The following is a 12815-nucleotide window of genomic DNA, read 5'->3' on the forward strand; positions in this document are numbered from 1 at the left end:
AGAGTCGCGTTGACATTCAAGCCCCACCGTCGCAAGAAAGTCCCTCGACAAATCGCAACGGAGACCCAGTGGAAACCGTGTCCAGATATCCTCTTTCCAGGCTGACTCTGCGGAACTGGTCCTTAAGCACCATTCTCCTCTTCGTTCTAACCGCGTTTTCGCCGGCCCTGATCTCAAGTCAAGCCCGCGCGGAGTTCCGCGTTTGCAATGGCACTCAGAATCTGGTCGGCGTGGCTATCGGCTATCGCGCCAAGGAAGGCTGGATTACGGAAGGCTGGTGGCAAGTCCCCGCGACCACTTGCGCGACCCTGATCGAGGGCGAACTCCAATCACGATACTATTACCTCTATGCTGAAGATGCGGCCCGCGGCGGACGCTGGACGGGTGACGTCAATATGTGCGTTGCCGAAAACGAGTTCAAAGTGACCGGCGTGCAGGATTGCTTCGCGCGCGGTTTTCAGCGGATGGGGTTCAAGGAATACGACACGGGGCGTCAGGGAAGCTGGATGGTTCAGTTGTCCGATACCCCAGGCACCCAGGAAAGCCACAACTGATGAAGCGGAATAGAAAAGTCAAAATCCTCGCAACGCTCGGACCGGCATCGGGCGAAGAAGAGATGATCCAGAAGCTGCACGAGGCGGGGGCTGATCTTTTCCGGATCAACATGAGCCATGCCAGCCACGACATGATGCGCACGCTGATCAAGCGCATCCGCAGTGTCGAGGCGCGCTGTGGCCGTCCGATCGGCATTCTGGCCGACCTTCAGGGACCGAAACTGCGCGTCGGCAAGTTCGCCGCAGGCAAGGTCGATCTGGTCCCCGGCCAGACGTTTACACTCGACAACAAGGACGAGCCGGGCGACGCGACCCGTGTCTACCTTCCGCACCCGGAAATCCTTGAATCGGTCAAGGCCGGCCACCGGCTCCTGATCGATGACGGCAAGCTGCACCTTCGGGCTGACAAGGCCGATGGCAAGAGTATCGTCTGCACGGTCGTCGCCGGCACAAGGATTTCCGATCGCAAGGGCGTCAGCCTTCCCGATACGCTGCTGAGTGTCGGCGCGCTGACGGAAAAGGACCGTGCCGACCTCGACGCCGTGCTCGAAACCGACGATGTCGATTGGGTCGCCCTGTCGTTCATCCAGCGTCCGGAAGATCTTTCCGAAGTGCGCAAGGTCTCGCGCGGTCGCGTCGGCCTGATGTCGAAGATCGAAAAGCCGCAGGCAATCGATCGGATCGACGAAATCATCGAGCTTTCCGATGCGCTGATGGTTGCCCGTGGCGACCTTGGCGTGGAAATGCCGCTTGAAGCCGTTCCCGGCCTGCAGAAGCAGCTGATCCGCGCTGCCCGCCGCGCCGGCAAGCCGGTCGTTGTCGCCACCCAGATGCTGGAATCGATGATTTCGGCTCCGGTCCCGACCCGCGCCGAAGTGTCCGATGTTGCAACCGCCGTGTTCGAAGGTGCTGACGCGATCATGCTGTCGGCTGAATCGGCTTCCGGCGATTATCCGGTGGAATCGGTTGCTACCATGGCATCGATTGCCAGCAAGATCGAAACCGATCCGCACTATCCGGGCATCATTTACGCCCAGCGTACTCCGCCGGAAGCAACCGGCGCCGATGCGATTTCGCTGGCTGCCCACCAGATCGCCGAGACCCTGAACCTTTCGGCCATCGTCTGTTACACGTCGTCCGGCACGACCGGCCTGCGCGCGGCGCGCGAGCGTCCGCAGGTTCCGATCCTTGCCCTCTCGCCGGTGATCCAGACGGCACGCCGCCTGGCCGTGGTCTGGGGCCTGCACTGCGTGGTCACCTCCGATGCGACCGATCTTGACGACATGGTCAACCGCGCCTGCCGCATCGTTGCGACCGAAGGTTTTGGCAAGCCGGGCGACCGGGTGATCATTTCGGCCGGCGTGCCGCTCGGAACGCCGGGCGCCACCAACATGCTGCGCATCGCCTATATCGGCTCTGACGGCCTCAGTGGCGTTTGAGCAGGCCTTGAACGCGAGAAAAAGCCGCCGGAGCGATCCGGCGGCTTTTTTTATCTCTGCGCGTGCAGGTGAGAGGGTGACGCTAACGGGGTACGCGCCCTGCGGTTTCACCGCAAAGCCAAATTATGTGCGATTTCCGGCCAGCTTTTCCTCGAGGTCGCCAAGCTGCTCCTGTGCCTGGCGGTCGGCTGGATAGAGGTCGAGGAATTGCTCCAAGGCGCGTAGCGCCAGCTCATCCTGTCCGGCGGATGTGAGGATCGCGGCCATTCCGGCAAGGGCTCCGAAATGACGGGGCTCGATCGCCAGAACCTGGTTGATGTCGGACATGGATTTGCGGTAGTTGCCCATCCGGAAATGCAGCGTGGCGCGCTGGTTCCAGCCTTCGACATAGTGCGGTGCCAGCGTGATGACCTGGTCGAAAATATCCAGCGCCGTTGCCTGGCGGTTGGTCTCGACGGCCTTGGATGCCCATTGCATCAGGAGATTGACGGTGGCGCTGCCGGAATCCTGCCACTCCACGCGGATCTGGTTGGAAATCTCGCGCGCCTTGTCCGGGTCGCGTTCCCGCTTCAATTCGGCAAAAAGCGTGTCGAGGCGCTGCTTGGGTGTCGTCAACTCGGACGTCACCGATGCCTGGCCTGCGTCGGCGGTAAGCGCGGGCGGAGCGCTGGCGACGGATGCAGCCAGCACGCTGCCGAGAATCAAACACGAAGACATGAGTTTAGCCATGGCAGATATGGTAGTCCGCCATGGCTGAAGATCAAATCAAATTTGAGGCATCAAACGGATGAACCGGGAAGCTGGCTTTCTTCAAAGCAAGCCTGTCCGGACGCACTCAATCCACGCAAGACCGTTCCGAAAGTCAAGACTTCCGGCGCCCGCGTTGATCAGCCCTGACGGGCCTTGAAGCGCGGGTTCAGCTTGTTGATGATGTAGACGCGACCCTTGCGGCGAACCAGACGGTTCTCGCGATGACGGGCCTTCAGCGACTTAAGCGAATTTTTGATCTTCATTTTTCTGATCCGCAGTTTCGGCGACTTTAAATTCGCCGGTCTTTAACAATCAAAAGCGCGCTTGCAGACCGTTAAGGCCGAGCGCGCTCTTAGGGTGGCAGGCAAATAACCCGGCATCGTAAAAGTGTCAACCACAGAGCGCCTGTTTTCGCAGCGGTTGACGGCTTTTCTGTGGGTTAATACCAAGTCTCGACGATTGAAACCTATAGATCTCTATCGTCGAGACTTGATGTAAACCCTCAGGCAAGCCAGGTAACATGGCCCATTTTGCGCCCTGGCCGCGCTTCTGTCTTGCCGTAAAGGTGAATCAGCGTATTGGGCTTGGCAAGCCAAACCGGCAGCTCGTCGATGTCGTCGCCGATCAGGTTCTGCATCACGCAATCCGAGTGACGGGAGCCATCCGACAGAGCCAATCCGGTAACGGCGCGGATGTGCTGCTCGAACTGCGAGACCACGCAGGCGGCTTCCGTCCAGTGGCCGGAATTGTGGACGCGCGGGGCGATCTCGTTGGCGATCAGCGCGCCGTCCGGAAGAACGAAGAATTCCATGCCGATGACGCCGACATAATCAAGCGCCGTCAGAACCGCTGTGGCGGCAAGCCGTGCAGCCTCTGCCGTTGCCCCGTTGATCGAGGCCGGGACGGTCGAGGTGTGGAGGATGCCGTTGCGATGGATGTTTTCGGCCGGGTCGTAGCAGGCGATCGTGCCGTCGGTGCCGCGCGCGGCGATGATCGAGATTTCACGCTCGAACGGCACGAAGCTTTCAAGAATGGACGGAACGCCGCCGAGCGCCAGATAGGCGCCGGCCGGATCGTCGCTCCCGCTGCGGAATACACGCTGGCCCTTGCCGTCATAACCGAGGCGGCGGGTTTTCAGCACACCTTTGCCGGAGAAGTCGGCGAGCGCCTGCTCAAGGTCGTCCTGGCTGTCGATCGCGTGAAAACGCGCGGTCTGAATGCCGCAACCGTTGAGGAACTGTTTTTCGGTCACCCGGTCCTGCGAGACTTCCAGCGCCTTCGGAGGCGGAAAGACGGGGAGGGAGCGGGCAAGACGGTCGGCTGCATCAACGGGAACATTCTCGAACTCGTAGGTGACCACATCGCAGGCGGCAGCGAGCTGTTCGAGTGCTGCTGCATCGTCATAGGCAGCAACGATCTGGCCGTTGGCGACTTGTGCTGCCGGACAGTCGGCCTGCGGTTCCAGAATGATGGTGCGGAAATTCAGCCGCGCCGCGGCCATGGCAAGCATGCGGCCGAGCTGGCCGCCACCGATGATGCCGATCGTTCTCATGCCTTATCCACGGGGTATTCGGCAACTGCAGCGCTCTGCTGTTCGCGCCAGTCGTCGAGGCGGTCAGCCAGATCGGGGTCGCTCAGGGCGAGAACAGCGGCCGCAAGCAGGGCCGCATTGACGGCGCCTGCGCGGCCGATTGCGAGCGTGCCGACGGGAATGCCGGCCGGCATCTGGACGATGGACAGGAGGCTGTCCTGACCCGAAAGGGCCTTGGACTGGACGGGAACGCCGAAAACGGGAAGGGGCGTCATCGCCGCCGTCATGCCCGGCAGGTGAGCGGCACCGCCGGCACCGGCGATGATCACCTTGAAGCCCTCGTCCCGGGCGCCTCTGGCAAAGTTGATCAACCTGTCCACCGTGCGATGTGCCGAAACGATGCGGGCATCATAGGCGATGTCGAGGGCGTCGAGCGTGTCGGCGGCATTCTTCATGGTTTCCCAGTCGGACTGGCTTCCCATGATGATGGCGACGGGCGGGGTGGCTGCTTTCGTCACGTTGTTCGTTCCGCTTTGTTACAAGGCCGAAGGTCCGGCCGGAGCGTTCGCAGCGTATCCTTAGCCAGGACACGCAAAAGGCTTCAGGCGATGATATCGGGAATGATCTGGTCCTCGATCTTGGTGATCTTGTCCTTGATGACCAGTTTCTTCTTTTTCATCCGCTGGATGCGCAGGGCGTCACAGCCTGTCTGGATCATGGCATTGATCGCAACATCATAGTCTTCATGTTCCTGCCTCAGACGCGCTACGCTCAGTCTGAGTTCGGCCTGATCCTGATCTGGCATGCAATGTTCCCCGTCAGTGCCGGCAGCAGATAGTCTGCTATCCGCATAAATCGAGCGTCGCTCTAGCACAGAATTGTTGGTAACGGGAAGTTATCCTTCGCCATGAATTCGCCTTCGACAAATGAAAAATAGCATGGCACACTATCTCGGTTAATACGTGGAACACCCGGCATCTACCGATCGGGTGCAAGCAAAAGGAAGGGACTGCCACATGACCATTGAGGCTCATCTTGCAACGCTTGAGAAAAAACATGGTGTACTGGAGCAGGAGCTCCATTCGGCCCTGACCCAGCCGTCCGTCCAGGATCAGCACATCGCTGACATCAAGCGTCGGAAGCTGCGCTTGAAGGATGAAATCGAAAAGATTCGTTCTTCATCCCACTGATTACGTAAATCCAATCTCATTCATCGGGAGACTTGTGTTCCAGCGCATATATTGATCACCGAAAAGCCAAAAACGAAGGGTGAAGGCCGGTTTCGAGCGCTGTTGATATGTGGAGTTGGTTGGTGCGGACATGACGTTCGCCAAAATTCCGCAAGTATTGAGTTTCCCGATGACTGGCCCTTCGCGGCCGAAATCCCTCACGACCAGAACTGATCCAGCCAGAGATTGACCCGGTCAAAGCCCCGCTTGTTGATGGCGTAAATCCGTTTCGTGCCGCTGGCCGACACGGAAACGAGGTTGGAGTCGAGCAACGCCTTCAGATGCTGCGATACGGCAGGACGGCTGATCGGCAACCCCTCAGCCAGTTCGTTCACCGTGCGTGGCGCGCGCCGCAATTCCTCCAGCAGATATCGCCGGTTCGGATCCGAGATCGCATCGAAGGGATCAGCGTGTGACATAGGCAAAAGCTAGGAGAAATCAGGCCGTCCGGCAAGCAAATTGTGCAATGCGGCATAGAAATTTTGCCTCGCAGTATGCAAGCGCGGCGTGCAGGATTTCAGTCGGCGGTTGGGCGCTATCCCGTGGCAAGCGCGGCAAGTCCGTCATAGACGAGCTTCGACCCGGCCAAGAATGCCATCGTATACATGAACGGATAAAATACCTGCGGCTGCATCCGGCGGACCACCCACGCACCGGCCATGGTTGCCAGCATCGCCAGCGGAAACAGCGTTAGCGACGTCGTCAGGTTGCTGAGATCCAGCTGCCCGAGCGCGAAATAGGGAATGAGCTTGATGGCGTTGAGGATGGCGAAGAACCGGACGATCGTGCCGGTATATTCGCGCGGCGGCAATTTCAGCGGCAGGGCGTAGATTTGGAACGGCGGGCCGCCGGCATGGGCGACAAAGCTGCCGTAACCTGCAAAGGCTCCGAAAAAAGTTGCCTGAACCGGTCTTTGCGGCTTGGCCGGTGTGATGATGCCCCGCCGGGTGCGCCAGATATTATAGACATAGCGCAGCACGAAAAGCATGGTGATCGCCCCGATGATCAACCGCAGCGCATCGCGCGGCACATAGGCTGCGGTTGCCCAGCCGATGACGATGCCGACAAGGGCGCCGGGCAGCAGGATCGTGAGGGTCTTCATGTCGCCGTGCTTTCGCCATGTCCAAAGCGCGACCAGATCTGCGGCAATCAGGATAGGCAAAAGGAGGGCCGCCGCCTGTACCGGCGAGACGGCCAGCGACAGAAGTGGCACGCCCATCAGCGAAAGCGCCTCGCCCATACCGCCCTTACTGAAGCCGACGAGCAGGACCGCCGGAATGGCAATAGCATAGAAGTGGAAATCGGGAAGCATGGGTATCGGTTGATCCTTTTGCTCGCAGGGTCTATCGCTTTTGCAGATCGAAATCGAGTAGGGATGGTGCGCGATCGCGCATTTGCCGGAAACAGAGACATTATGAGCAATACAGACAATCGCTGCCGCCTCGTCCTCATCGTGCCGGATATGGCAGATGTCGACAGCCGCGCGCAAATCTTGAGCGGCGCGCTGCGTGGCGGCGACGTGGCCTCGGTGATCGTGCCGCAATACGGGCTGGACGATCACACCTTCCAGAAACATGCCGAAGTGCTGGTGCCGTTGATCCAGGACGCGGGCGCCGCAGCGCTGATTGCGGGTGACACGCGGGTTGCGGGCCGGGTGAAGGCGGATGGCCTGCACGTCACCGGCAATGCCGCCGATCTTGCTGAAGCGATGGAAAAGTTTTCGCCCAAGCTGATCGTCGGCGGCGGCAATGCGGCCGACCGTCACCACGCGCTGGAAATCGGGGAAATCCGCCCGGATTACGTGTTCTTCGGCAAGCTTGACGGCGATATCAAGCCGGAAGCGCATCCGAAGAATGTGGCGCTGGCCGAATGGTGGGCCTCGATGATCGAAATCCCCTGCATCGTCATGGGCGGTACCGATCCGGAATCCGTGCTCGCCGTTGCCGAAAGCGGCGCGGAGTTCGTCGCACTGCGTCTGGCTGTGTTTGCGGAGCCGGAACAGGCCCCGGCCATTGTTGCGAGCGTCAATGCGCTTCTTGACGAAAAAGCGCCACGGTTTGAAGCTTAAGACATTTTCATGCTCAACCGCCCTTATCCATCGCTGCGCCGAATTCCTCTCCTTTTGCTGGGAGTTGCCCTTCTGGCGTTGCCTTCCGCCCTCCACGCCGACGATGCGCTGCCGGGCGTGAACGACGTTGCGCCGGCCGTTGGGCAGGACGAAAACGACGCGGGCGTGGTTGCCAAGCGTGGCCGCATCACACCGTTCAACGGTGCGGCCCTGCCGGAGGGCGAAGTCCCGCCATTGCAGTCTCCCGAGGAGGCCAGGAAGGCGGATGACGAGGCGAAGAAGGCCGATGCGAAAAAGCTGGAGCCTTCGACCGGCGTCAATGTGCTGGAGCGAATGGGTGCCGAACTGCCGGCCCTGCCGCAGGAAAAGCCGTTTGCAGGCAAGGCCGACGACGCCTATGGCGCGTTCCAGCGCGGCTACTATCTGACGGCGATGGAACTGGCTTTGCCACGGGCGCAGCTGGGTGACGCGGCAGCGCAGACGCTGGTCGCGGAAATCTTCTCGCAAGGGCTCGGCGTGGCCCGCAACAAAAAGGATGCGGCGTTCTGGTATGGCCAGGCGGCCAATTCCGGCGATCCCGCGGCCATGTTCAAATACGCTCTTTTGTTGATGGAAGGCCGCGACGTTGCGCGCGACAAGAAGAAGTCGGAAGAGCTGATGAAGAAGGCTGCCGATCTCGGCAATTCTTCCGCGCAATTCAACTATGGTCAGCTGCTGGTCGCCGACATGCCAGGCGAAAAAGGCTTGAAGGCAGCACTTCCTTATTATGAGAAATCGGCCGAGCAGGGCATTGCCGATGCGCAATATGCGCTGTCGCAAATCTATCTGAATGTCGATGGCATCGATGACAACAAGCGGGCGACGGCGCGCGACTGGTTGCAGAGGGCAGCGAAGGCCGGGTTCGATACCGCCCAGCTCGATCTTGCCATCTGGATGGTCGACGGTATTGGCGGCGACCGCAATCTCGAGGAAGGCTTCAAGTGGATGTCGCGGGCGGCCGGAGGCGGCAATGTGGTGGCGCAGAACAAGCTTTCGCATCTCTATGTCAACGCAATAGGCACGCGGCCCGACCCGATCGAGGCTGCCAAATGGTATGTATTGTCGCGCCGCGCCGGGCTGAAGGACGCGGCTCTCGAGGATTTCTACCTGGGGCTTACGGATGAACAGCAGAAGGCGGCGCTCAGCGCTGCCAACAAATACCGCTCGTCCTGATCCTGTTTTTGCTGCAAGACTTGAACTTTCGGGGGTTTTGTGGTCTTGAAGCGCCGGATTGGCTGGCCGTCAGGGCGGCTCTCGGTTCTTTAGGGAATACTCCCCATGAAAATCAACGGTAACGAAATTCGCCCCGGCAGCGTGGTTGAGCACAATGGCGGCCTTTGGGCTGCGGTGAAGTGCAATACCGTCAAGCCCGGCAAGGGCGGCGCTTTCAATCAGGTCGAACTGAAGAACCTGATCGATGGCACCAAGCTGAACGAGCGTTTTCGCTCGTCGGAAACCGTTGAACTCGTCAGCCTTGAACTCAAGGATTTCCAGTTCCTCTATGAACAGGGCGATGCGCTGGTGTTCATGGACAATGAGAGCTATGAACAGCTGGAGTTGCAGAAGGATTTTGTCGGCGATCGCGCCACCTTCCTGCAGGACGGCATGATGGTGACGGTCAAGCTTTACGACGAGAAGCCGATCGGCATCTCGCTGCCGGACCAGGTGGTTCTGACGATCGCGGAAGCCGATCCGGTGGTGAAGGGGCAGACGGCAGCGTCCTCCTACAAGCCGGCGATCATGGAAAATGGCGTTCGCGTCATGGTTCCGCCGTTCGTCGAGACTGGAGAGCGCATTCTGGTCGATACCAATGAAATTACCTATCTCCGCCGCGCGGACTGATCCGCAGCGGCATATCTGAATTTCTCCGGCCGTTCCTGCGGCCGGTTTTCTGTTCCGAAGGAAAGCCAAATGGCACGCTCAGCTCTTCTTAATGTCATGGTTCAGGCCGCGTTCAAGGCCGGCAAGTCCCTGGCGCGCGATTTCGGCGAAGTGCAGAACCTGCAGGTCTCGCTGAAGGGGCCTGGCGATTATGTCTCGCAGGCTGACCGCAAGGCGGAAAAGCTGATCCGCGAGGAGCTTTTGAAGGCCCGCCCGACCTATGGCTTCCTCGGCGAGGAAAGCGAAGAGATCATCGGCACCGACGGCGCGCATCGCTGGATCGTCGATCCCTTGGATGGCACCACCAACTTTCTGCACGGCATTCCGCATTTCGCGATTTCGGTGGCGCTTGAGCGTCAGGGCGAAGTTGTCGCCGCTGTCATCCTCAATCCGGCGACCGACGAGCTCTATACGGCTGAGCGTGGCGGCGGAGCCTTCCTCAACGACCGCCGTCTGCGCGTCGCTGCCCGCAAGAACCTCTCCGATGCGGTGATCGGTACGGGCACGCCGCATCTGGGCGTTGCCAATCATGGCACCTACCTGGTCGAACTGCGCCACGTCATGGGCGAAGTTGCCGGCGTGCGCCGCATGGGCGCTGCCTCGCTTGATCTCGCCTATGTCGCGGCCGGCCGGTTCGACGGTTTCTGGGAACGCGGCTTGATGCCCTGGGATCTGGCTGCGGGCATCCTTTTGATTCGCGAAGCCGGCGGCTGGGTTGCCGATATCGACGGCGGCAACAAGCCGATGGACGACGGTTCCATCGTTGCGGGCAACGAATATATCCGCAAGGCCTTGCACGACGTGCTGCACCGTCCCCTTCCGGGCAAATAAGCACAGAGCGGTCTGAACCGGCGGCTGTTTCATCCTGTTGATGGCGCCGGTTTGTTTCCCTTTGGCGCAAAGTTCCTCTCCAGCGCCGCGCGTCATTCATGACGCCCAAGGGTCGCTGTAGCACTTTAAATTTGCTGCATAACTTTTCTTAAATCGATTCCGATTTAAGAAATTATGCAGTAGTCTCCGCCCAGCGGCGCCCTACCTGTTTTCACAGGCAAGGCTGCAGCACTGGTGAACCGGAGAGTAGAGCCCCATGGCGAAATTGGAACTGTCGGGATGGGATGCCGGCGGAAGTTTGAACGAGGGGTACAATCCCAATAAGCTGTCGAGCCCGATGGTCTTCTTCTGGATCATGGTGATCTTCCTGATCATCGTCGGGTTCGTGGCAGCCATCCTGTTTCGCCAGGCGCAGGCGGCTTTCCACAGTAACCCGGGTCTGAACGGCCTGATTTTCGGCGTTTTGCTGATCGGCATTCTCCTGGTCTTCAATCATGTTTTCAGCTTGCGGCCGGAAGTCCGCTGGTTCAATTCCTTCCGTGCCGCCGGCAGTGCCGAGAAGGTCGGCCGCGATCCTGTGCTTCTGGCCCCGATGCGGGCGCTGATCGGTCAGCGCCATTCCATGTCGATCTCGACGACGGCGCTGCGGTCTATTCTCGATTCGATTGCCACCCGGCTCGACGAATCACGCGATACTTCGCGATACCTGATCGGCCTTCTGGTCTTTCTCGGTCTGCTCGGCACCTTCTGGGGTCTGCTCGGCACGATCGGCTCAATCAACACGGTCATCCAGTCGCTCGATGCCGGCACGGGAAGCACCGAGGATGTCCTTGCCGCCCTTAAAACCGGCCTGTCTGCGCCTTTGACCGGCATGGGCACGGCGTTCTCGACATCGCTCTTCGGTCTCTCCGGATCGTTGATCCTCGGCTTTCTCGACCTGCAGGCGGGCCGCGCGCAAAACCGCTTTTATACCGAGCTGGAAAACTGGCTGTCATCGGTGACCGATGTCAGCTCCGACCAACTGACGGTTTCGGGGAAACCCGGCACTGCACCTGCCGAGGAGCTTCGCCAGTTGACGGAGCAGCTGGCCCGGCTCAATCAGGACGGCGGCATGAACCAGCGCACGACGGCCGCGATGGCCAGTCTGGCGGAAGGCATTCAGGGCCTGGTGAAAAACATGCGCGGCGAACAGCAGATGCTGCGCGACTGGATCGAAGCGCAGCAGGAGGAAGCAAAGTCGATGCGCAAGACGCTCGACAAGCTTTCGGCACGCATCGGACAAGCGGACAAGATTTCGGCGCATCCGGATAGAACGCCACCCAGGCTTGCCCGCGTAGAAGACACCGGAGGGAATGACTGATGGCACTGGCGCGCAAGGGCCGCAGCCAGAGGACTGTTGATTACTGGCCGGGCTTTGTCGATGCCCTGTCGACGCTGTTGCTGTCCATCATGTTCCTGCTCTGCGTCTTTGTGCTGGGGCAGTTTCTGCTTAGCCGCGAAATCAGCGGCAAGGACGATGTGCTCAACCGGCTGAACAGCCAGATCAACGAACTGACCCAACTTCTGGCATTGGAAAAGGGCGGCAAGCAGGATCTTGAGGATTCCCTAGCCAATCTGCAGGCATCGCTGGCAACGTCGGAAGGCGAGCGCTCGCGGCTACAGGCGCTGTTGGAGCAGGGAGCCGGCAGTTCCGATACCGCAAACCGGCAGATCACGGACCTGACGGGTAAGCTCGATGCCGAAAAGCAGGTGAGCACCCGGGCAATGAGCCAGATCGATCTGCTCAACCAGCAGATTGCCGCTCTGCGCAGCCAGATTGCCGCCATCGAAGGGGCGCTGCAAGCGTCCGAGGCCAAGGACACGGCATCGCAGACGAAGATCGCCGATCTCGGCCGCCGCCTGAACGTGGCGCTGGCGCAGCGTGTCCAGGAACTCAACCGCTACCGTTCCGACTTTTTCGGGCGGCTGCGTGAAATCCTGTCCGACCGCGAGAACATTCGTATCGTCGGCGACCGCTTCGTCTTCCAGTCGGAAGTGCTGTTTCCGTCCGGTGGCAATGAACTGAACCCGGCAGGGCAGGAAGAGATGGCCAAACTTGCCACGGCCCTGCTCGATCTTGCCAAGGAAATTCCCTCCGAGATCAACTGGGTGCTCCGCGTCGACGGGCATACGGACAATGTCCCGCTTTCCGGTACGGGACGTTATATCGACAACTGGGAGCTTTCGTCGGCGCGCGCGACCTCCGTCGTCAAATACCTGATCTCGCGCGGCGTTCCGGCAGACCGGCTGGTTGCCGCCGGTTTCGGTGAGTTCCAACCGATCGCCGAGGGCGACAGTGCGGAGGCGCGCTCCCAGAATCGCCGTATCGAGTTGAAGCTGACCGAGAAGTGATTGCCTTGGCTGCCGGTTAACGCGGCATCCTGCAAGCCCGTGCCCCCTGTTTCCGCCAGCGTTTCATCGTTGCCCTGACGTTTACGTGTGCGTAATCTCCGA

Annotated in this window: 16 protein-coding genes; 9 read left to right on the forward strand and 7 right to left on the reverse strand. The window is 60.1% G+C overall.

From position 1 onward, the window contains the following. The first annotated feature begins 131 nt into the window (after nucleotides 1-131). Entirely contained in the window at nucleotides 132-554 is a 423-nt protein-coding gene (locus tag AC1D17_RS03935; protein WP_477564262.1) for a DUF1036 domain-containing protein, read from the forward strand. Further along, nucleotides 554-1993 (forward strand): pyruvate kinase, encoded by a 1440-nt coding sequence (gene pyk / locus AC1D17_RS03940; protein WP_477564117.1) that lies wholly within the window; start codon nucleotides 554-556, stop codon nucleotides 1991-1993. The genes AC1D17_RS03935 and pyk overlap by 1 nt, the downstream gene beginning before the upstream one ends. A gap of 123 nt (nucleotides 1994-2116) precedes the next feature. Here the strand turns inward: pyk and AC1D17_RS03945 are convergent, their stop codons facing one another. The 5 genes from AC1D17_RS03945 to AC1D17_RS03965 form a co-directional block, all read right to left on the reverse strand. Then, nucleotides 2117-2731, reverse strand: a complete 615-nt coding sequence (locus AC1D17_RS03945; protein WP_477564263.1) for a tetratricopeptide repeat protein — start codon at nucleotides 2729-2731, stop codon at nucleotides 2117-2119. A 149-nt stretch (nucleotides 2732-2880) separates the two neighbouring features. After that, the gene (gene ykgO, locus AC1D17_RS03950) at nucleotides 2881-3006 is read right to left on the reverse strand and encodes a type B 50S ribosomal protein L36 (RefSeq protein WP_034855034.1); all 126 of its coding nucleotides are present in this window, start codon (nucleotides 3004-3006) and stop codon (nucleotides 2881-2883) included. Nucleotides 3007-3245: 239 nt separating this feature from the next. Then, a complete protein-coding gene (locus tag AC1D17_RS03955) occupies nucleotides 3246-4295 on the reverse strand; it encodes a 5-(carboxyamino)imidazole ribonucleotide synthase (protein WP_477564118.1) in 1050 nt (349 codons plus the stop codon). Continuing rightward, on the reverse strand, nucleotides 4292-4756 hold the full coding sequence (gene purE, locus AC1D17_RS03960) for a 5-(carboxyamino)imidazole ribonucleotide mutase (protein ID WP_112839518.1): 465 nt from the start codon (nucleotides 4754-4756) through the stop codon (nucleotides 4292-4294). The genes AC1D17_RS03955 and purE overlap by 4 nt, the downstream gene beginning before the upstream one ends. A gap of 119 nt (nucleotides 4757-4875) precedes the next feature. Next, a complete protein-coding gene (locus AC1D17_RS03965) occupies nucleotides 4876-5079 on the reverse strand; it encodes a YdcH family protein (RefSeq protein WP_264220212.1) in 204 nt (67 codons plus the stop codon). A gap of 211 nt (nucleotides 5080-5290) precedes the next feature. Between AC1D17_RS03965 and AC1D17_RS03970 the strand changes: the two genes are divergently transcribed. Beyond that, nucleotides 5291-5464, forward strand: a complete 174-nt coding sequence (locus AC1D17_RS03970; RefSeq protein WP_264220213.1) for a YdcH family protein — start codon at nucleotides 5291-5293, stop codon at nucleotides 5462-5464. Nucleotides 5465-5661: 197 nt separating this feature from the next. Here the strand turns inward: AC1D17_RS03970 and AC1D17_RS03975 are convergent, their stop codons facing one another. Both AC1D17_RS03975 and AC1D17_RS03980 read right to left on the reverse strand, forming a co-directional pair. Next, nucleotides 5662-5922 carry an ArsR/SmtB family transcription factor gene (locus AC1D17_RS03975; protein WP_477564119.1) on the reverse strand — a complete coding sequence of 87 codons (261 nt, stop codon included), beginning with the start codon at nucleotides 5920-5922 and terminating at the stop codon, nucleotides 5662-5664. A 116-nt stretch (nucleotides 5923-6038) separates the two neighbouring features. After that, nucleotides 6039-6815, reverse strand: a complete 777-nt coding sequence (locus tag AC1D17_RS03980; protein ID WP_477564120.1) for a sulfite exporter TauE/SafE family protein — start codon at nucleotides 6813-6815, stop codon at nucleotides 6039-6041. 102 nt (nucleotides 6816-6917) lie between these two features. Between AC1D17_RS03980 and AC1D17_RS03985 the strand changes: the two genes are divergently transcribed. The 6 genes from AC1D17_RS03985 (at nucleotide 6918) to AC1D17_RS04010 (ending at nucleotide 12713) form a co-directional block, all read left to right on the forward strand. Continuing rightward, nucleotides 6918-7571, forward strand: coding sequence for a thiamine phosphate synthase (locus AC1D17_RS03985; protein ID WP_477564121.1), 654 nt, complete (start codon nucleotides 6918-6920; stop codon nucleotides 7569-7571). A 9-nt stretch (nucleotides 7572-7580) separates the two neighbouring features. Next, nucleotides 7581-8783 (forward strand): tetratricopeptide repeat protein, encoded by a 1203-nt coding sequence (locus AC1D17_RS03990; protein WP_477564122.1) that lies wholly within the window; start codon nucleotides 7581-7583, stop codon nucleotides 8781-8783. 105 nt (nucleotides 8784-8888) lie between these two features. Then, nucleotides 8889-9452 (forward strand): elongation factor P, encoded by a 564-nt coding sequence (gene efp / locus AC1D17_RS03995; protein WP_060639376.1) that lies wholly within the window; start codon nucleotides 8889-8891, stop codon nucleotides 9450-9452. 69 nt (nucleotides 9453-9521) lie between these two features. Next, on the forward strand, nucleotides 9522-10322 hold the full coding sequence (locus AC1D17_RS04000) for an inositol monophosphatase family protein (protein ID WP_477564123.1): 801 nt from the start codon (nucleotides 9522-9524) through the stop codon (nucleotides 10320-10322). A 256-nt stretch (nucleotides 10323-10578) separates the two neighbouring features. Next, a complete protein-coding gene (locus tag AC1D17_RS04005) occupies nucleotides 10579-11682 on the forward strand; it encodes a MotA/TolQ/ExbB proton channel family protein (protein WP_477564124.1) in 1104 nt (367 codons plus the stop codon). Further along, the gene (locus AC1D17_RS04010) at nucleotides 11682-12713 is read left to right on the forward strand and encodes a peptidoglycan -binding protein (RefSeq protein ID WP_477564125.1); all 1032 of its coding nucleotides are present in this window, start codon (nucleotides 11682-11684) and stop codon (nucleotides 12711-12713) included. The genes AC1D17_RS04005 and AC1D17_RS04010 overlap by 1 nt, the downstream gene beginning before the upstream one ends. Nucleotides 12714-12815: the final 102 nt, after the last annotated feature.

The organism is Pararhizobium sp. P1_E7 (assembly GCF_056405855.1).